19 protein-coding genes are annotated in these 19,093 nt (G+C 63.9%); 10 read left to right on the top strand and 9 right to left on the bottom strand.

Going from position 1 to position 19,093, the window contains the following annotated elements; genetic code table 11:
* Positions 1-165 precede the first annotated feature (165 nt).
* Positions 166-2,073: an acyl-CoA synthetase gene (locus C7G41_RS21975; RefSeq protein ID WP_106944486.1), complete on the bottom strand. Its 1,908-nt coding sequence runs from the start codon at positions 2,071-2,073 to the stop codon at positions 166-168.
* A 260-nt stretch (positions 2,074-2,333) separates the two neighbouring features.
* Here C7G41_RS21975 and C7G41_RS21970 point away from each other — a divergent pair, with 260 nt between their 5' ends.
* The gene (locus C7G41_RS21970; RefSeq protein ID WP_106944485.1) at positions 2,334-3,431 is read left to right on the top strand and encodes a preprotein translocase subunit SecD; all 1,098 of its coding nucleotides are present in this window, start codon (positions 2,334-2,336) and stop codon (positions 3,429-3,431) included.
* Positions 3,432-3,709: 278 nt separating this feature from the next.
* Complete coding sequence (locus C7G41_RS21965; protein WP_085384281.1) at positions 3,710-4,516, top strand: Crp/Fnr family transcriptional regulator; 807 nt, start codon at positions 3,710-3,712, stop codon at positions 4,514-4,516.
* An 18-nt stretch (positions 4,517-4,534) separates the two neighbouring features.
* Here the strand turns inward: C7G41_RS21965 and C7G41_RS21960 are convergent, their stop codons facing one another.
* Positions 4,535-5,176 carry a glutathione S-transferase family protein gene (locus C7G41_RS21960; RefSeq protein ID WP_106944484.1) on the bottom strand — a complete coding sequence of 214 codons (642 nt, stop codon included), beginning with the start codon at positions 5,174-5,176 and terminating at the stop codon, positions 4,535-4,537.
* A 165-nt stretch (positions 5,177-5,341) separates the two neighbouring features.
* The gene (locus C7G41_RS21955) at positions 5,342-5,893 is read right to left on the bottom strand and encodes a cytochrome b (RefSeq protein ID WP_106944483.1); all 552 of its coding nucleotides are present in this window, start codon (positions 5,891-5,893) and stop codon (positions 5,342-5,344) included.
* Between the two features lie 173 nt (positions 5,894-6,066).
* On the opposite strand from C7G41_RS21955, the gene murI reads away from it, so the two are divergent.
* The 6 genes from murI to C7G41_RS21925 all read left to right on the top strand — a co-directional run bounded on the left by murI (position 6,067) and on the right by C7G41_RS21925 (position 11,179).
* A complete protein-coding gene (murI, locus tag C7G41_RS21950) occupies positions 6,067-6,864 on the top strand; it encodes a glutamate racemase (protein WP_106944482.1) in 798 nt (265 codons plus the stop codon).
* Positions 6,865-6,925: 61 nt separating this feature from the next.
* Complete coding sequence (locus tag C7G41_RS21945; RefSeq protein ID WP_106944481.1) at positions 6,926-7,699, top strand: HpcH/HpaI aldolase/citrate lyase family protein; 774 nt, start codon at positions 6,926-6,928, stop codon at positions 7,697-7,699.
* 62 nt (positions 7,700-7,761) lie between these two features.
* On the top strand, positions 7,762-8,145 hold the full coding sequence (locus C7G41_RS21940) for a cupin domain-containing protein (RefSeq protein ID WP_106944480.1): 384 nt from the start codon (positions 7,762-7,764) through the stop codon (positions 8,143-8,145).
* A gap of 105 nt (positions 8,146-8,250) precedes the next feature.
* Complete coding sequence (locus C7G41_RS21935; RefSeq protein ID WP_106944479.1) at positions 8,251-9,018, top strand: acyltransferase; 768 nt, start codon at positions 8,251-8,253, stop codon at positions 9,016-9,018.
* 196 nt (positions 9,019-9,214) lie between these two features.
* A complete protein-coding gene (gene rpsD, locus C7G41_RS21930; protein WP_106944478.1) occupies positions 9,215-9,832 on the top strand; it encodes a 30S ribosomal protein S4 in 618 nt (205 codons plus the stop codon).
* 279 nt (positions 9,833-10,111) lie between these two features.
* Positions 10,112-11,179, top strand: coding sequence for a low specificity L-threonine aldolase (locus tag C7G41_RS21925; protein WP_106944477.1), 1,068 nt, complete (start codon positions 10,112-10,114; stop codon positions 11,177-11,179).
* A 98-nt stretch (positions 11,180-11,277) separates the two neighbouring features.
* Here C7G41_RS21925 and C7G41_RS21920 read toward each other — a convergent pair whose 3' ends face one another.
* From C7G41_RS21920 to grxD, 4 genes are read right to left on the bottom strand one after another with little or no spacing between them, the layout of a single operon-like run.
* Positions 11,278-12,537: a serine hydrolase gene (locus C7G41_RS21920; protein WP_199198530.1), complete on the bottom strand. Its 1,260-nt coding sequence runs from the start codon at positions 12,535-12,537 to the stop codon at positions 11,278-11,280.
* 1 nt (position 12,538) lies between these two features.
* On the bottom strand, positions 12,539-13,825 hold the full coding sequence (locus tag C7G41_RS21915) for a serine hydrolase (protein WP_199198529.1): 1,287 nt from the start codon (positions 13,823-13,825) through the stop codon (positions 12,539-12,541).
* A 46-nt stretch (positions 13,826-13,871) separates the two neighbouring features.
* Positions 13,872-14,423, bottom strand: coding sequence for an O-acetyl-ADP-ribose deacetylase (locus C7G41_RS21910; protein ID WP_106944474.1), 552 nt, complete (start codon positions 14,421-14,423; stop codon positions 13,872-13,874).
* A gap of 3 nt (positions 14,424-14,426) precedes the next feature.
* Positions 14,427-14,753, bottom strand: coding sequence for a Grx4 family monothiol glutaredoxin (grxD, locus tag C7G41_RS21905; protein WP_007602294.1), 327 nt, complete (start codon positions 14,751-14,753; stop codon positions 14,427-14,429).
* A gap of 241 nt (positions 14,754-14,994) precedes the next feature.
* Here grxD and egtB point away from each other — a divergent pair, with 241 nt between their 5' ends.
* Both egtB and egtD read left to right on the top strand, forming a co-directional pair.
* Positions 14,995-16,287, top strand: a complete 1,293-nt coding sequence (gene egtB / locus C7G41_RS21900; RefSeq protein ID WP_199198528.1) for an ergothioneine biosynthesis protein EgtB — start codon at positions 14,995-14,997, stop codon at positions 16,285-16,287.
* Between the two features lie 52 nt (positions 16,288-16,339).
* The gene (egtD, locus tag C7G41_RS21895) at positions 16,340-17,311 is read left to right on the top strand and encodes an L-histidine N(alpha)-methyltransferase (protein WP_199198527.1); all 972 of its coding nucleotides are present in this window, start codon (positions 16,340-16,342) and stop codon (positions 17,309-17,311) included.
* 162 nt (positions 17,312-17,473) lie between these two features.
* On the opposite strand, the gene C7G41_RS21890 is transcribed toward egtD, so the two are convergent.
* Together C7G41_RS21890 and C7G41_RS21885 are read right to left on the bottom strand one after the other, a co-directional pair.
* Positions 17,474-18,691 (bottom strand): low temperature requirement protein A, encoded by a 1,218-nt coding sequence (locus tag C7G41_RS21890; protein ID WP_106944472.1) that lies wholly within the window; start codon positions 18,689-18,691, stop codon positions 17,474-17,476.
* Between the two features lie 24 nt (positions 18,692-18,715).
* Complete coding sequence (locus tag C7G41_RS21885) at positions 18,716-18,952, bottom strand: BolA family protein (protein ID WP_018316584.1); 237 nt, start codon at positions 18,950-18,952, stop codon at positions 18,716-18,718.
* Positions 18,953-19,093: the final 141 nt, after the last annotated feature.

Below are 19,093 nucleotides of genomic sequence, written 5' to 3'. Positions count from 1 at the left end.
GCGTCCCCCCGGATGCAATTCCACGAGACTATTCGGACCATCGCTCAATTGCCAATTCTTCCTATGTGATATTTGTCACATAAGGTGCTCTATCGGGGGTATGGCTAATGCGGCGAAGCGTCGCCCCGCTTTCGAGCTGAGGGCCGAAGCCGTCTGTTGGTTCCGCTACATTTGCACCACCTCATGACGCATCACGAACGGTGCAAGCAGTGCGTGCACCTCACTCGCGACCGCCTCGCGCTGATCCGCCTGCAGGCCCGCCAGCGTCACGGTGGCGATCGAACCGTGGCTGCCGTGAGCGCCGACCCTGACCTTGCAGTCGATGCCGCGCTCGGCGAGCGGTGTCAGCACCTTCGTGAACACGCGCTGGGCTGCGTCCCAGCGCAGCTGCGGCTTGAACACTTTGCCGACGCCCGTCACCGGCATCGGGTCGATCGGGATGACCTGCACCGGGACAGCCGCACGCTCCGGCGTACGCTCGCGCACCCACGTCTCAAGCTCGCCCGGCTCGACGGTCGCGCCCGGCTTCAGCTGCACGTAACCGACAGGCAACTCGCCGGCATAGGCGTCGGGCTGGCCGACCACCGCGGCAAAGCCGACGGCGGGATGCCGGAACATGATCTCCTCGATCGGCGCCGGATCGATGTTGTGGCCGCCGCGGATCACGAGATCCTTGGCGCGGCCGGTGATCCAGAGATAGCCATCGGCATCGAGCCGGCCGAGATCGCCGGAATTGACCCAGACCTCGTCGACGAAGGCACCCTTGTTGTGCTCGTCGTTGAGATAGCCGCCGAACACGCCGGGCCCGGCCATGATGACGACGCCGATCTCGTCCGGCGCGCAGTCGCGGTTCAGCTTGCCCTCGGCATCGAGCTGGACGATGCGGACTCGCGCATAAGGCATGGGAAGGCCGACCGAACCGAGCCGGATCGGCCGCGACCGATAGGCCAGCGTGTGCACGCTCGAGGTCTCGGTCATGCCGTAGACCTCGACGACCGGCAGCTTGAGCTTGTCCTGGATCGCAGACCCCACCGCGACCGGGATCGCCGAGCCGCCACCGGCTGCATATTTCAGGCTGGAGATGTCGGCATTCCCAGGCGGCACCGCGAGCGTTGCGGCGAGCACCGTAGGGACGCTCGACAGCGCCTCCGGCTTGAAGCGCTCGACCAGTTGCCAGATGTTCTTGACCGCGTTCGGATTGCGCCATCCGCTCGGCGACAGCACGACCAGCGAGCCGCCGGCCGACAGCGTCGTCAGCACCTGCGTCAACGAGCCCCCGACGTGAAACAGCGGCATGCCGAACAGCATGTTGGCGCCTGGCTTCGACTTCAGCAGCAGATTGAGCGCCCAGGCCTGATAGACTTGGTTGGAATGCGTGTGCCGCACCAGCTTTGGCGTGCCAGTGGTGCCGCCGGTGTGGAAATAGGCGGCAATATCGCCCCCTAGAATCTTGCGGCCGCTGATAAGACGGTCTGAAGGCTGCTGCTTGATCAGGTCGTTGAAGGCAAAGATTCCCTTCCCTGGGTCACCGCCACCGAACACCTGCACGATGGCCTTGAGGTGCTTGAGTTGCGGCCGGATCTGTTCGACCTTCTGCCAGATGTCGGTGCCCGGCATCGGCCCGAGCGCCACCAGGATTTTCGTATTCGCGGCCTCGAGGATTTCCGCGATCTGGTGCGGCTCCAGGAGCGGATTGACTGGATTGGCGATGCCGGCGGCCTCCGCGCCGAACAGCGTCACGAAGGCGTCCGGCACCAGCGGCAACATGAAGCTGACGACATCGCCCTTCTCCACGCCAAGTGCGTGAAACATGTTGGCGGCTTGCGTGACGCGCGCGATGAAGTCGCGGTACGTGACCACGACCGGCGTGTCGGAGGGACCGGCATTTTGCAAGAACTGGATCGCCGGCCCGTCGGGGTTACGGGCCGCACCGAGCCTGATGGCGTCGTAAGTGCTCTCGGCCGCGACGCGATCGGCGTAAGGGACCTGCTCGAAGGCCCGAACCTCTGCGTCCGTCGCCAGGTCTGGATAGTCGCTGCCGATGAGCCGATCGAGCGCGTGGATGCCCGCCATGGAATTCCGTCCTCCCTCAGATGCATTTCCCCGCGCCGGGTCTTTTGACTTTTTGGGTTCGCGGGGCCTCGACCGATTGGCCGGCCGAGCAAGGGCAGAATGATCGATGATTTGGCGTTCGTCCATGACCTAACGTCGGCGACAGAAGGGCTCTGGCAAAGGCCTTTGAACCTGCGCGCCCGATCCGGGGACCAAGAACTGGCATTGGACTCACATGCCGGCGTCCTTGCCAGCGCCCTGGCGCAAGACTTGAGGTGATCATGACCACGCCCCCGCGGGATTGCGCTACCCGGCTGTTCATCGCGCTCGCCGTGACAGCGGGGATCATGACATCGGTGATCGCCCTGCCCCGCGCGGCACTCGCCGAGGACAGCCAGCTCGACAAGATGCGCGCCAAGATCTCGGCCTTCATCAGCGACAAGATGGAGAAGCTCGGCGGGTCACGCATCGTCTACAAGGTGGACACCGATGGCCTGCGCGAGAGCGTCGTCACGGATTTGCGCGACGACGTCTACAAGACCCTGCGCGAGGGCAAGATCGCCTTCTCCGGTCTCGCGATCCGCAACGGCGGCGTCGAGTTGAAGATCGCCGACGTCAAAGGCCGCGAGCAACTCGCGCGCAAGCTCGCGTCAGCCGCGGAGGGATTGCCGTCGCATGCACTCGCCGTGACCGACGGCGGCGACGGACTGGTCAGGCTCGCGCCGACCGATGCGGCATCCGCCGCGCGCTTGCACGAACTCGTCGAAGATGCCATCGCCATGATCGAGCAGCGTCTCAAGGAGGCCGGCGTCCAGCTCGCCAGCGTCCAGCCCGATGGGACCGACCGCATCCGCATCTTCCTGCCCGGCGTGATGGAGCCCGAGCGCGTCACCACGGTCTTCGCCCGAAGGGTCAAGGTCGGCTTCCGCCTGATCGACCTCTCGATGCCGCCGGAGCAGGCACAATCCGGCACGCCGCCGGCGGGCACGGAGGTCCTGCCCGGCTTCAAGGACAAGAGCCTTTATCTGGTCGCCAAGGACAGCGTGCTCGACGGCGACGACATCAGCTATGCGGGCCCGGGTTTTGCGAGCGCCACGAAAGAGCCGATCGCCTCGTTCCGCTTCAACGGCCGCGGCACGCGGCGCTTTGCCCACATCACCGAAGAGAATATCGCAAAGCCCTTTGCCATCGTGCTCGACGGCAAGGTGATCTCCGCCCCCGTGATCCGCGAGCCCATCACCGGCGGCTCTGGCCAGATCTCCGGCAATTTCACCCTGGAAGAAGCAAACAGCGTCGCCATGCTGCTGCGCGCCGGTTCGCTGCCGGGGCACCTCGGCCTGGTCGAGCAGCAGGTCGTGCCGCCCGCCGCCAAGCCCTAAGGCGGGGGACCGCCCCACGCCCACACCTGGTCCCGTCCCGCCCCGTCGGCGGCCGGGATCCACCACGCCGAGGCTCGTACCGGGTGGCCCCCGAATCGCGAGCGCGCCGCGGCCATACGCACCGCCAAACTGGCAATTGCCGAAACGCCCGATCAGGCTAAAATTTGCCTCTTGCGGCACGGCGGCCGAAAGCTTCATTCAAGCGGTCGTCGTTCGATTTCGGCTATAGGTGTCGAGAAGACCGACCGTGACTGAAGGCCTTACGCGGGGATAGTACCATGCCGTCCGGCAGCGCAGACATTTCGTCGATCCTCGACCGCATTCTCGAGGCGGCGACGGATAACCTCAGGATCGCGAAAATCCTGGTCCAGATGGGCCTCGATCCAAACAACGTCACCTATGATTCGATCTTCAATCGAATGCTGGAGATCTTCGTCCAGAACATCACGCTGGCCAATATGTTCGCCGCGGTCGGCGCCGGCTTCTTCGTCGCCACCCTCCTGATGCGGACCATGGTGCCGCTGCGCGTCGCCAACATGGTCGGCTGCGCGTTCTTCGCCGTCTTCGGCGCGCTCTCCGCTAACGTCTCGACCTTCCTGCTCTATCTCCTGCTGCTACCGATCAACGCCTTGCGCCTGCGGCAGATGCTCAAGCTCGTCAAGAAGGCGCGCCATGCGGCCGAAGGCGACATGTCGATCGAATGGCTCAAGCCGTTCATGACCGAACGCAAATATCGCCGCGGCGACACGCTGTTCAAACTGGGCGATCCAGCCAAGGAGATGCTCCTGACGGTCACCGGCAAGTTCCTGGTCAAGGAGATCAATATCGAGATCATGCCGGGCGCGCTGATGGGAGAGCTCGGCTTCCTCACGCCGGGCAACCGGCGCACCGGAACGATCGAATGCATCGAAGACGGGCAGGTGTTGACGATTACCTATGACCGGTTGCTCGAGATCTACTTCCAGGATCCGCAGTTCGGCTATTACTTCCTGGTGCTGACCAGCCAGCGGCTGCTGCAGAACATCGATCGCTTGCAGAAGCAGCTGGCGTCGGAGCGCGCGGCCACCACGAACAGGATCGCGTGATCGATTGCGCGTCGCCGCTCAGTTCAGCAGCAACGCCATGCCCGGATCGCCCTTCTGCATCGCACGCCGATAGCCCGCCCGCGCACTGATGCGGCCGAGATATTCGACCACATTCGGACAGCGCTGGAGGTCATAGGGCTGGAAATAACGCATCGTGGTGAGCGAGAAAACTGTCATGATATCTGCGGTCGTGAAAGCGCTGCCCGCAAGATATTCGGCCTCGCGAAGCCTTGCGTCGAGAAGATCGTAGGCCCGATCGAGACGCCCCTTCATCGCGAGCAGGGTCGGATTGTCCTTGGCGAGATCGAGCCGGCTCAGGATCATCATCCGCCCCATGCCGGGTTGCAGGGTGCCATTTGCGAATTGAAGCCAATACAGAAACTGCGCGAAGGCGGGATCAGTGGGACCGAGCACGAGTCGACCGTTGCCATATTTTGCAACGATGTAGTCGACGACCGCGCCGGATTCCGCGAGCACCAGTTCGCCGTCGGTGATCACCGGCGCCGCCCCGATCGGATGCAGTGCCTTGTACTCGGCCGGAGCCAGCATGGTGACGGGATCGCGCGTATAGCGCTTCAGCTCGTAGGGAATCCCCAGTTCCTCACACAGCCAGACGATACGCTCGGACTGCGACTTGCCGAGATGATGGACGGTGAGCATGAGGCCTCCTGGACAGATGATTTCGGCGATTGCGCCGGCATGTGCTTGTCGTGATGCTGCATCATACTCCGTCATTGCGAGCGCAGCGAAGCAATCCAGAATCTTTCCGCAGAGGGACTCTGGATTGCTTCGCTGCGCTCGCAATGACGACGTGGAGAGACCGCCCTACCCCGCCTCGTCCGTCACCATCCGCGCCACGACGCGGTCGCGGCGAATGAAGTGGTGCCAGAGGGCGGCGATCGAGTGAACCGCAATCAAGGCGAGCAGCACATAGGCAAAGAGGATGTGGCGGTCTTCATAGGCGCCCGCCGCCGCGCGATCGGGAGCGGTGAATTGCGGCACGTGAAACAAGCCGAAGAAGTCCGAATAATCAGGTGCGTGCGCACCGGAATGCGCCCAGCCGAGCACGGTGACGACGATGACGGCGAGGTAGAGCGCGCCGTGGCTGACATGGGCCGCGACCTTCTGCCAGCGCGAGGTCTCGGCCGGCATGGTCGGCGTCGGGTTGACGAGGCGCCACAGCAGGCGCAGCACGGTCAGCAGCAGGATCACATAGCCGATATCGGCGTGGATCGAGCGGTAGAAGAAGCGGTCGGGACGCGCCGGGATGTGGTTCATCCACCACCCAAAGCCGATCATGCCGATGATGGTCAGCGCCAAAATCCAGTGCAGCCATCGGGAAATGCTGCCCCAGCCGTTGTTGGTATTTCTGATCATGTCGGCTCTCCGGAGTTTTGCGGGCCTTCCCTATCCGCACCGCAGTACGGCAGCTGATTACCGGGACCATGCGGCAATCGCGAAATCGAATCGTTCCAAATTAGCCCTGAGTGCCCCTGCCGCAAAACCGCCCCAAAAACCGAATGGTAACCATGTCGGGCTAGGGTGATCATGTGACCAATTCCCCGACGATTCTGGTGTTCGATTCCGGCCTTGGCGGGCTCACGGTCCTGCGTGAGGTCGTGGCCGCGCGCTCCGATGCGCATTACGTCTACGTCGCGGACGACGCCTTCTTCCCCTACGGCCACCACAGCGAGGACGAGATCATCGCCCGGGTGGTGCCGTTGATGGGGGAGTTGGTCGGCACGCACGATCCTGACCTCGTCGTCATCGCCTGCAACACGGCTTCCACCCTGGTCCTATCGCATCTGCGCGCCGCTTATTCCCTGCCCTTCGTCGGCACGGTGCCGGCGATCAAGCCGGCCTGCGCGCAATCGAGGAGCCGGCGGGTGTCGGTGCTCGGCACCAAGGGCACTGTGAAGCGCGAATACACCAAGGCGCTGATCCGCGATTTCGCGCTGGGTTGCGAGGTGACACTGGTCGGGTCGCCTGAGCTGGCCGCGCTGGCTGAAGCAGAGCTCAGCGGCTTTCCCGTCAGCGACGACGCCATCCTCGCCGAGCTCGCCCCATGTTTCGTCGGTGATGCCGGGGACGCAGGCGCACGCACCGACACCGTGGTGCTCGCCTGCACGCATTACCCGCTGCTGCTCGACCGGCTGAAAAAGCTCGCCCCCTGGCCGGTCGACTGGATCGATCCGGCGCCGGCGATCGCCCGCCGCGTCTCGGATCTGCTCGGCCCACACGCCGGTGGCATCGCGCAATCCGGCGCCGAAATGATCTTCACCTCGAACCGCGTGCATGGCCTCTCGGCCACGCTGATGCCGTTCTTTGGCGGCCGCATTCCAGCCTGACCTTGCGCCTCGACGGCGCGCTGCTAGGCTCCGCCGTCATCGTTTCCTGCAGGTTCTTCCCATGTCGGTCCCCGCAACGCCGCTCAACCGTCTCCGCCAGCTCTGGCGCGAGGGTCGTCCCGCCTTTGGCGCGATCGCGACGATCCCGAGCGTGCAGACCGTGCAGATCATGGCGCGCTCGCTCGACTGGATCATCGTCGATCTCGAGCATGGCCCGATTGGACTGACCGAAGCACACGCGATGATCGCGGCCACCACCGGCACGCCGTGCACACCGCTGGTGCGGATCGCGGCGAACGAGCCATGGCTTGCGAAGGCACCGATGGACATCGGCGCCTTCGGCATCAATTTCCCGATGATCACCAATCGCGCTGAAGCCGAGAAAGCGGTGCGCAGCGTGCGCTATCCGCCGCGCGGCGATCGGCTCTGGGGTCCGTTCCATGCGCCGTTCCGCTGGGGCCAGTCGATGCCGGACTACATGGCCAGCGCGGACGACGAGATGATCTGCATGATCACCATCGAGCACGTCGACGCCGTCAACCGCATCGACGAGATCATGGCCACGCCCGGCATCGACGTCGCTGTGATCGGCCCGGGCGATCTCGCCACCTCCATCAACAAGCGCGGACAGATGGACGATCCGGAATTGTTGGAGCTGGTGGCGCGGGCCGAGGCCGGCATCCTCAGGAGCGGCGTGCCGATCGGCGGCGTCGCGCGTACCGCAGACCAAGCCAACGCCCTAGTCGACCGCGGCTACCGTGCGATCGCGCTCGGCTTCGACTGGTCGCTATTCCAGCGCGGCATCATGGCGGCCTTCGAGGGGATCAAGCGCTAGCCTTTGAGCCTTGCCGGGAACCACGGCGCTGCTAGGGTCGGCCGTTCCAGGGAGGAAAAACCATGTTCAAAAAGACTTTGCTCGCTCTCGCCTTCACCGCCGTCGCTTTCACGGCCTTCGCCCAGCAGCCCGGTATCAAGCGTACCCCGCTCCAGAAGGTCGAATTTCCCGATGGCTACAACACCATCACCGCCATCGCGGAGGTCCCGGCGGGCGGCGCAGCCGGACGCCATACCCATCCGGGCATCGAGACCGGCTACGTGCTCGAAGGCGAACTCAATCTCCTCATCGACGGGCAGCCGGAAAAGACGCTGAAGGTCGGCGATTCCTACCAGATACCGGCAGGCGTCGTGCATGACGCCAAAGCCCACGGCGATAAGGCTATGAAAGTGCTTGGGGTTTACGTCGTCGACAAGACCAAGCCGCTGGCCTCGCCGGCGCCCTGATGCGGCGAACCGACCGGCCCTACGCGGGTTGGTTCGTGCTAGAGCAGGCGGCGAGCGGGAACCCTGCTCGCTGCACAAACTTTAATCCGGGGAAACTAAAGAGCGATGCGCGGGACGCCCAAGACCATTTCGCTGCCGCGTCGCCTGATTGTCGACCTCATGCACGCGTCGATGGGCGTGCCCTTCGTGTCCCTTTCCCGTTCGCTCGATATCGGCCCCCTGCTGGAGGCCCGCGCGGGCGCGATGGCACCAGCCGGCTGGGCGGCCATGTTCGTCAAGGCTTTTGCCCTCGTCGCCAGGGACGAGCCGGTCCTGCGTACCGTGTATGTCAAATGGCCCTGGCCGTCGCTCTACGAGCTGCCGAAGAGCGTGGCGTCGGTGGCCATTGCCCGGGTCGAGGGCGGCGAGGAATGCGTGATCCCGCAGCGAATCGCGGCTCCCGAGGCCATGACGCTGGCTGCGGTCGACGCCGAGATCCGCCACGCCAAGACCGCCCCGATCGACGAAATTCCCATGTTCCGCAAGATCATGCGGGTGACCCGCCTGCCGCTGCCGCTGCGGCGGCTGTCCTGGGCGATAGGACTGAATTTCGGCCGGCAGCGTGGCAACTGGTTCGGCAGCTTCGCGGTGAGTTCGGTGGCCGCCTATGGCGGCGGCGAGCTTCACCCCATCACACCGGGGCCTTTCATCGTCAGCTATGGGGTGGTCGGGCGTGATCGGACCATCCATGTCGTGATCCGCTGGGATCACCGGGTCACCGATGCCGCCCCGATCGCCCGGGTCCTCACCCGGCTGGAACAGGTCCTGAACACTGAAATCGCTGCCGAATTGCGAGCAGCGGGCCCCAAGCCGATCCGGGCAGTCGGGACGTGATTCCGGGCTATTCGCATTGACAGCGAGCCCCAAATCCCCCTAAAAGCCGCTTGCTCGCGGGCCGATTTCGGCCCGCGAAGCGTTTCGCGACCCGTGGTCCTGTCCCTTAAGCTTTGGGATCGGACCTGTCAGTGGCGGGCTAGCCCGTCACACAGGAGGGCGCGTTTCCTCAAACCAAGTACCTGAAGAGGACGCGATGACTAAGCGCAGTGAGGCGAAGTACAAACTCGATCGCCGTATGGGCCAGAACATCTGGGGCCGCCCGAAGAGCCCCGTGAACCGCCGCGAATACGGCCCCGGCCAGCACGGCCAGCGCCGCAAGGGCAAGCTCTCCGACTTCGGCGTGCAGCTGCGCGCCAAGCAGAAGCTGAAGGGCTATTACGCCAACATCTCCGAGCGTCAGTTCCACAGCATCTATGTCGAGGCCAGCCGCCTCAAGGGTGATACCGGCGAGAACCTGATCGGCCTGCTCGAGCGCCGTCTCGACGCGGTCGTGTACCGCGCCAAGTTCGTCTCGACGATCTTCGCCGCGCGCCAGTTCATCAACCACGGCCACATCAAGGTGAACGGCCGCAAGGTCAACATCTCGAGCTATCAGGTCAAGCTCGGCGACGTGATCGAGGTCAAGGAATCCTCGAAGCAGCTCGCCCACGTCCTCGAAGCCAGCCAGCTCTCCGAGCGTGACACCCCCGACTATCTCGAAGTCGACCACGGCAAGATGACCGCGAAATACATTCGCATCCCGCACCTCTCCGACGTACCGTTCCCGGTGCAGATGGAGCCGCATCTGGTCGTCGAATTCTATTCGCGCTGATAATCGGCAGATCAAAGTTCAAAGGCCCCGGTTTTCCGGGGCCTTTTTGTTTGGGCCGCTACTCCATGTCGCGATCCTCGCGTGCTACAGTCGCCATCGATGGAGATTGATCATGACGCGTCCTCTCGACGAAGCCTTCGACAAGGTTGATGATTGACCTCCGCTACGGCTAACATTGATGGAAGAGGCCGAACTCATAGAGGCAGAAGCTGAGATCGCCCGCGGCGAGTTAGCCAGTGCCGACGAAGTTCGCGCCATGTGGAAGAAACACGGTTTGTGATGCTCTACACCCCTCCCCCGATTGATCCCAAGGCGCCGCCGGTGCGCATCAATCTGCTCTCGGACACGCAGACCAGGCCGACACCTGCAATGCGCGAGGCGATGGCGCGGGCGGAGGTCGGCGACGAGCAGGTCGGCGACGATCCGACCGTGAATGCGCTATGCGAGCGCGTCGCCGAACTGCTCGGCAAGGAAGCCGCGGTGTACATGCCCTCAGGCACGATGTGCAACGTCACCGCGACGCTGGTGCATTGCCGCCCCGGCGACGAGATCCTCGCGCATGAGAGCGCACACATCATCGCCCGCGAAGGCGGCGCGCATGCCGCGATCGGTGGCTTCCAGGTCACGCAATTGAAGGGACCCGACGGCCAGTTCACGCCGGAGACCTTTCGCAGAGCGCTGCATCCGCGCACCCGCTACCAGCCGCCGCAGACGGTGGTCAGCGTCGAACAGACCGCCAATATCGGCGGCGGCACGATCTGGAAGAAGGCCGCGCTCGACGAGATCGTCGCGATCGCGAAACAACATGGCCTCGTCACCCACATGGATGGCGCGCGCCTGCTCAACGCCACTGTCGCGAGCGGCATCTCCCCGCGCGACATGACCGCGGGCTGGGATTCGGCCTGGATCGACTTCTCGAAGGGCTTGGGCGCGCCGATCGGCGGCGTGCTCGCGGGCTCGCGGGCCTTCATCGATGCGGTCTGGCAGTGGAAGCAGCGCCTTGGCGGCTCGATGCGACAGGCCGGAATCTGCGCGGCGGCCTGCATCTACGCGCTCGACCATCATGTCGATCGGCTTGCCGACGATCACGCCAACGCGTGCGCGCTCGCCCGCGGACTGTCGCAGATCGCAGGCGTCGAAGTGCAGGAGCCCGAGACCAACCTGGTGTTCTTCAAGCCCGATGGCTCCGGCATTCCCGGCGACAAGATGGTTGCGGCTCTGCGCCAACGCGGCGTGACGCTTGCGATGATGGATGGCCGCATCCGTGCCTGCACCCATCTCGACGTCAATGCGGCCCAGGTCGAGGAAACGATCGGCTACGTCCGAGAGATCGTGCGCGGAGCGTAGGCCCCGTAGCCCGGGTGAGCGCAGCGATACCCGGGACTTCACTCGCAGAGATCCCGGATGTCGCTGCGCTCATCCGGGCTACGCAAACCGCAAAAAGACTACCGCCCCATCGCCTGATAGATCAGCGTCTTCAGCGCCAGCTGAATCCGGCCGCGCTGCGTCGGGGTCTGCACCATGAAGATCCCGAACAGATCGTCCTCGGGATCGATGAAGAAGAACGTGCCGCCGACGCCGTCCCAGCGATATTCGCCGAGCGGCCACGTTGTTCCGGGGGGCACCGAGGTGCGCACGGCAAAGCCGAGGCCGAAGCCGGAAGATCCGCCCGGATAATAGTTCTGGTCGCGCGCAATCTTCGTCTCCGGCCCGATGTGATCCGAGGCCATCAGCGCGATGGTCTCTGGCTTGAGATAGCGCCGGCCCTCATAAGTGCCGCCGTTGAGCAGCATCTGTGCGAAGCGGGCATAGTCGTCGACCGTGCCGACCATGCCGCCGCCGCCCGATTCCCATCTCGTGGGCCGCCTGATGTCGCGGACCTGCGTCGTCGGATTGATGTTGCGATCCCCAGGCATCGGCTCGGCGATGCGCGGAAATTTGGCGGAATCGGCGATGAAGAACGCGGTCTCGGTCATCCCAAGCGGATCGAGCAACCGTTCCTTCTCGAACTGCAGCAGCGTCTTTCCGGAGATCACCTCGACGACGCGGCCGAGCACGTCGGTGGAGAAGCCGTAGTCCCACACCGTGCCCGGCTGCTCGACCAGCGGCAGCGTGGCGATCTTGGCGACGAAGTCGGCGTTGGTGAGTTCGCTGTTGAAGAGATTGGCCTCAGCATAGAGCTCGCGCACCGCGCCGCCGCCTTGATAGCCGTAAGGCAGTCCCGAGGTGTGGCGCAACAGATCCTTGATCGTGATTGGTCGCTCCAGCGGCTCCAGCGCCAGCGCAACCTTGCCGTCCTCCGCCTTCTTCTCGACGCCAACCTTCATGCCGGCAAAGGCCGGAATGTATTTCGAGACGGGGTCGTCGAGCGAAAGCTTGCCCTCCTCAACCAGCATCATCGCCATGACTGACGTGACCGGCTTCGACATCGAGTAGAGGCGGAAGATCGTGTCCGCGCTCATCGATAAATCGGTCGCGACGTCGCGGACGCCGAAATTCTCGTAATAGACCGGCTTGCCGTGCTGCTGGAGCAGCAGGATCGCGCCCGGAAACGTGCCAGCGGCGATTTCTTTCCGAATGTAGTCGGAGACTTTTGCCAGGCCTTCGGGCGAGAGATTGTGCGCGGCGCGCTCGGAGCCGGCCTTCGCGCCAACGACGCCGAACAGAACAACGAGCGCCGCGACCAGCGCGCGACGCCCGAACATGTCAATTCTCCATCGCTTCATAAACCAGCTGCTTCAATGTTCGCTGCACGCGCTGACGCTCGGTCGGGGTCTGCTCCAGCAGCACGAAGAACATCTCCTGCTTGGGGTCGACCACGAAATAGCAGCCGGAGGCGCCGTCCCATTTCAATTCGCCGAGATCGCCGGGTGGCGGCGGTTTCGCGTTGCCGGGGTCGGTGCGGACCGCAAGTCCGAGACCGAAGCCAAAACCGTCGCCGGGGAAATAGAAATAATCGCGATCGACGCCCGACTTGGGGCCGATCCGGTCGGTCACCATCAGCTTGAACGTCTCGGGCTTGAGAATCGTCTTGCCGTCGAGATTGCCGCCCTGGAGCAGCATCTGCGTAAAGCGCTCATAATCGGCCATGGTCGTGACCATACCGCCGCTGGCGAACTGGATTTTCTTGACGACCGTCGGATCGTTGATCCGCCCGACCCGGAAATCGCTGTCGTTCGGCACCGGCTGCGCCAGCAGCTTCTGCTTCTCGGGATCGGTGACGAAGAAGCCGGTGTCGACCATGCCGAGCGGGTCGAGCAGCTTCTCCCGTTCGATCTCGATGAGCGGCTTGCCGGCCGCGACTTCCATGACCCGCGCCAGGATGTCGGTGGAATGGCCGTATTGCCACAGCGCGCCCGGCTGGTTGTGCAGCGGAAGTTTTGCGATTCGCTCGGCGAACTCCGCGAGGTCGAAATCGCCGGCATAGATGTTGGCCTCGCGATAGGCCTTGCGGACCAGGCTGTCGCCATAGAAGCCGTAGGTGACGCCCGAGGTGTGCGTCATCAAATCGTGCACCGTCATCGGCCGGTTGGGCGGCACCAGCTCGAGCGACTTGGTGCCGTCCTCGGCCTTCTTCTCGACGCCGACTTTCACATTGGCAAAGGACGGAATGTATTTCGAGACGGGATCGTCGAGCTTGATCGTGCCTTCCTCGATCAACTTCACTGCGACGACGGAAGTGATCGCCTTGCTCATCGAGAACAGGCGGAAGATCGTCTTGTCGGTGATCGGCGCGTTGCTGACCGCGTCCTGCACGCCGAAGACTTCGTGGTAGACCGGCTTGCCATGTTGCTTGATGAGGACGTTAGCCCCTGCGATCTTGCCGGTCGCGACCTCGTTCTTGAAGAACTCGGTGACTTTGGCCAGCTTGTCCGGATTGAAATGCGCGCCGGCCGGAATCTCGTAAGTGCCCTCCGCCCGCGCGAACGACATCGTACCCAACGACACAAGCGCGGCGCAGGCCAGCGCACGCAGTCCAGACTGTGAAATCATATCCCCTCCCCGGAACATGGCCCGGGGGAGTGTACCGACCGCGTCATCAACCACAAGGGCCGCCGTACCGCGCCAAAACGTCCGCGTGGAGCGCGGCGCTCTTTTCCGAGAAACAACAAAATATGACGTCGACGACCAACGGCGCGGCCGGCAGGGCTTCGATGGTCGCATGGACCGCAATCTTCGCGGCCTGATCGGCCGGAAAGCCGTAAACCCCGGTCGAAATCGCGGAGAATGCCAGGGAGGTCAGGTGATTGGCGCCGCAGAGCTCAAGCGCACGGCGATAGCAGGAGCCCAGCGCCTCTGCCTCACCGCGGGTGCCGCCGTGCCAGACCGGCCCGACCGCATGGATCACATGGCGCGCAGGGAGATGGTAGCCCTTCGTGATCTTGGCATCGCCAGTCGGGCATCCTCCGAGCTTCCGGCACTCGGCTAGAAGCTCGGGCCCAGCCGCCCGATGGATCGCGCCATCGACGCCGCCCCCACCCAGGAGCGACGTGTTGGCCGCGTTGACGATCGCGTCAACGCTCAGCGTGGTGATGTCAGCTACGATGACCTCGAGCTCCGCGCCGCCGATCCGGCGCGTCAGCCGGGTCACGTATCAGGCCGCGACAGCGACGCCCTTTTCGGAGAAGAGCTGCTGCAATTCACCGGCCTGGAACATCTCGCGGACAATGTCGCAGCCGCCGACGAACTCGCCCTTCACATAGAGCTGCGGAATGGTCGGCCAGTTCGAATAGTCCTTGATGCCGTTGCGCAGTTCGGCGGATTCGAGAACGTTGAGGCCCTTATAGCCGACGCCGATGTGGTCGAGGATCTGGACGACCTGGCCGGAGAACCCGCACTGCGGAAATTGCGGTGTGCCCTTCATGAACAGAACCACGTCGTTCGACTTCACTTCGTTGGCGATGAATTCCTCGATGCTCATATCCGTGTCCTTATGGGGCGGAGCCCACTCCAATCGCTTCGGGCTGGCTCCGCCGATTTAACCCGATACCTGGGTATATATGTAGCCCAAACCGTTGTGCATCCAAAGTAAAATGCCGGCGAGCGGCCCTTGGGTGGGCCCATCTTGGCTGCACCGGCCCATTGCATGATGCCACGAATATCATAGCTGGGGAGGAGTTTCATACCGTCACGGAGCCCCTATCTAGGACGAACCCGGCGTTTTGGAACCCGACAACGCCAACAACGTTCTCTTGTCCTGTCTGGAGAAAAACGTGACGAACCAAGCCTCCGCTACGGCCCCCGCCCCGTCACCGTCGGCCGATTTGGGCGGCCTTGCCCAGAGGCTGGAAGACGCGTTTCTCACCGTCCGCGACGAGACCGAACGCCGGGCCGCGCCGCTGTCGCCGGAGGATCAGCAGATCCAGTCCATGCCGGATGCGAGCCCGACGAAATGGCACCGGGCGCACACCACCTGGTTCTGGGAGCAGTTCGTGCTCGGCGAGCATTGTGCGGGCTACCGACCCTTTCACCCCGACTTCGCCTTCCTTTTCAATTCCTATTACGTCAGCGCCGGCCCGCGCCATTCTCGCAATCACCGCGGCGATATCACCCGTCCGAGCGCCGATCAGGTCGGCGCTTATCGAAAACATGTCGACGCTGCCGTCGTGAAATTCTTCCGCGACGCCGGCGAGGACAAGCTTCGCGAGATCGCGCCGCTGGTCGAGGTCGGCCTCAACCACGAGCAGCAGCATCAGGAGTTGATGTTCACCGACATCCTGCACGCCTTCGCGCAGAATCCGATCCCACCGGCCTATGATCCGGACTGGCGCTTCCCGACTGCGACGCCAGCCAGCGAGGATTGGCTGACGTTGAACGAAGGCATCCACACCGTCGGACATGTCGATGACAGTTTCCATTTCGACAACGAGAAGCCGGCGCATCGCGCCCTCGTCGGCCCGGTCAAGATCGCACGCAATCTCGTCACCAATGGCGAATGGCTCGCCTTCATGCGCGACGGCGGCTACCGGACCGCGACGCTGTGGCTGATGGACGGTTTTGCGGCCGTCAACAACGAGGGCTGGGACGCCCCCGGCCATTGGCGCGAGGTCGACGGCCAATGGCATGTGATGACGCTGGCCGGCCTCAAGGCGGTGGATCCCGCCGCGCCCGTCTGCCACGTCAGCTATTACGAGGCCGACGCCTTTGCGCGCTGGGCCGGAAAACATCTGCCGACCGAGATGGAATGGGAGGTCGCGGCCCGCGCGGGCCAGCTCAACGATGCCTTCGGCATCGTCTGGCAGTGGACGCGCTCGTCCTACTCACCCTACCCCGGCTATCGCGCCATCGAAGGCGCGCTCGGCGAATACAACGGCAAGTTCATGGTCAACCAGTTGGTGCTGCGCGGCTCTTCGCTTGCAACCCCGGAGGGGCACAGCCGTATCACCTATCGCAACTTCTTTTATCCGCACCACCGCTGGCAATTCACGGGACTGCGGCTCGCCGACTACGAGTAAAATTCTCATCCGACGACAAATGCGCGCCGGACAGCGCGTTCAGGAGAGTATCATGAATGTGCACGCCAGCGCTTTGGCCGAAGCCCATCTTCCCGACGAACAGACCACCGCCTTTGCCCGCGAGGCCATCGAGGACCTCTCGCAGCAGCCTAAAAAGCTGTCGCCGAAATATTTCTACGATGCGGCCGGATCGGAATTGTTCGAGGCGATCACGCGGCTGCCGGAATATTACCCGACGCGCACGGAGCTAGCGATCCTGAAGGAGCGCGGCAGCGAGATCGCAAAAATCATCCCGGAGCACGCGGCCCTGGTCGAATTCGGCGCGGGCGCGACCACAAAGGTCCGCCTGCTCCTCAACCACTGCAAGTTCGCGGCCTATGTGCCCGTCGACATCTCCGGCGACTTCCTGACGGCGCAGGCGAACGGCCTGAAGCGGGATTTTCCGTCACTCGGCATCTACCCGGTGGCGGCCGACTTCACCACGCCGTTCGAGCTACCCAAGGCGGTGGCGACCATGCCCAAGGTCGGGTTCTTCCCGGGCTCGACCATCGGCAATTTCGAGCCGCACGAAGCACAGGCCTTCCTGAAGAGCGCGCGCGCTATTCTGGGCCGGGGCGCGCAGATGATCATCGGCGCCGACCTCGAGAAGGAGGAGCGCCTGCTCCACGACGCCTATAATGATGCCGCCGGCGTCACCGCGCGGTTCAACCTCAATGTGCTGGTGCGGATCAACCGCGAGCTCGGCGGCAATTTCGACCTCTCCGCCTTCACCCATCGCGCGATCTACAATCGCGAGCGGCACCGCATCGAGATGCACCTGATCAGCAAGAAGAGCCAGACCGTGCGCCTGCTCGGCACCAGCTTTTCGTTCCGCGCGGGCGAGAGCATCCACACCGAGAGCAGCTATAAATACAGCATCGAGCGCTTCGCCGCGCTGGCGCAGGGCGCAGGTTGGCGGGTGCGCGAGAGCTGGACGGATGCCGCGAAGATGTTCTCGGTGCACGCGCTGGAGGCGGCGGAGTAGAAATTGCTCCGTTTCCTGCGACGCACCCTTCGAGACGCCCGCCTTAGGCGGGCTCCTCAGGATGAGGACGGAGTGCGTGGCAGCAGGTTCAAGGGCACCAGCGATGATTAGCCTCGTCCTGAGGAGACCGCGGAGCGGTCGTCCGAAGGAGGAGGCGTTCAGTCAGGCGCTACCGCGGTCCGTGCTCTGATGCTCCCCGGACCCTTCCGTCGCGGATCCCAGCGACACCGACTCCCAGACCGCAACAACGATCATGATCACGGTCGCCGCGACCGACAGCCATAGCGGCGACAGTTCGGCGGCGAACCACCACAGCACCAGAAGCAGAATGATGCCGATGCCGTGCGAGAGCTGGAGGAAGCCGCGGATCGCGTGCTTGAACAGGATGGTGCCGACCAAGAACAGCAGCGGCCCGCCGATCGTGCTGACGATAGTCCTGATATCTGAATGTCCGACCGGGTGCTTCAGCACCAGCTCATCGGAGACCGCGGTCAGGATGATGCCGGCGACGATCGGCATGTGTAGATAGGTGTAGGCGAGCCGCGCCAACCGGCCGGATTCTGCGGATTTCGAGATGCGCTCGGCGCCGGCCTCGGCACCCCTGTGGAAATAGACCCACCACATCGCGATGCTGCCGACCAGCGCGGATATGAAGGCCAGCATGTTGTCCGCGGTCCAGTCCAGTTCGGCAAAGGTCGCGCCGTTGACGACGACGGCCTCGCCGAGCGCGATGATGACGAAGAGAGAGCAGCGCTCGGCCATGTGGCCGCCTTCGACCGCCCAGGCCTCGACCGACGAGAAGCCCAGCTTCGGGACCCAGAAGCGCACCGCCGGCGAGACATATTCGATCGTCAGCGCCACGATCCAGAACCATAGCCGCGCCTGGTCATGGGCGAGGCCGCCGAGGATCCAGAAGATCGCGGAGACCGAGAGCCATGTCAGGATGCGGATCGCATTGTGCCGGACCGCAGTTCGATGCCGCGGCGTTGCAAACATCCAGAAGGCGGTGCGCCCGACCTGCATGGTTGCGTAGGCGATCGCGAACCACAGGCCCCGCCCCTCGAAGGCGGTCGGGATCGTCGTCGACAGCACCAGGCCGCCCAGCATCATCAGGAAGATCAGGATGCGGACCGGCGTCAGCTCGGGATCGAGCCAGTTGGTGACCCAGGCGGTGTAGACCCACACCCACCATACCGCGAGAAACAGCACCGCGACGTGCACCGCACCGAGCGGCGTGAAATGGTGCAGCAGCGTGTGCGAGACCTGCGTGATCGCGAAGACGAAGACCAGGTCGAAGAACAGCTCGGCATTGGTGACGCGGCTGTGCTGGTTCGGCAGGATGACGCGAAACATCGCGCCGCGCGGATTGTCCGCAGCCATCGTCATGCCCCCGTCACGATCAGATCAAGCGCCCGGCACCCCGGTTTGCAGCGCCAGCGCATGCAGCACGCCGCCCATCTGGCCGCGCAGGGACTGATAGACGATCTGGTGCTGCTGGACGCGGGACTTGCCGCGGAAGGATTCCGAGATCACGGTCGCGGCATAGTGATCGCCGTCCCCGGCGAGGTCACGGATGGTCACTTCGGCATCGGGAATCGCCGCCTTGATCATCGCCTCGATATCGTGGGCGTCCATTGGCATTCGGGTCGTGCTCCTGTCTCGGCCGCAATCGGCCTTATCGTCGAATCGCTGCCGGGGGGTCCCGGATCTGCAAAGCCAAACTTGCCTGCGGGGCCAAACTTAGCGTGAACGGCCTTCTACGTCACGCCTTGAGGCACTATA

The organism is Bradyrhizobium sp. MOS002, from assembly GCF_003020115.1.
Lineage (GTDB): Bacteria > Pseudomonadota > Alphaproteobacteria > Rhizobiales > Xanthobacteraceae > Bradyrhizobium.
Note: the sequence above shows the minus strand (reverse complement) of the source record. Positions and strands in the feature narration are given on the sequence as shown.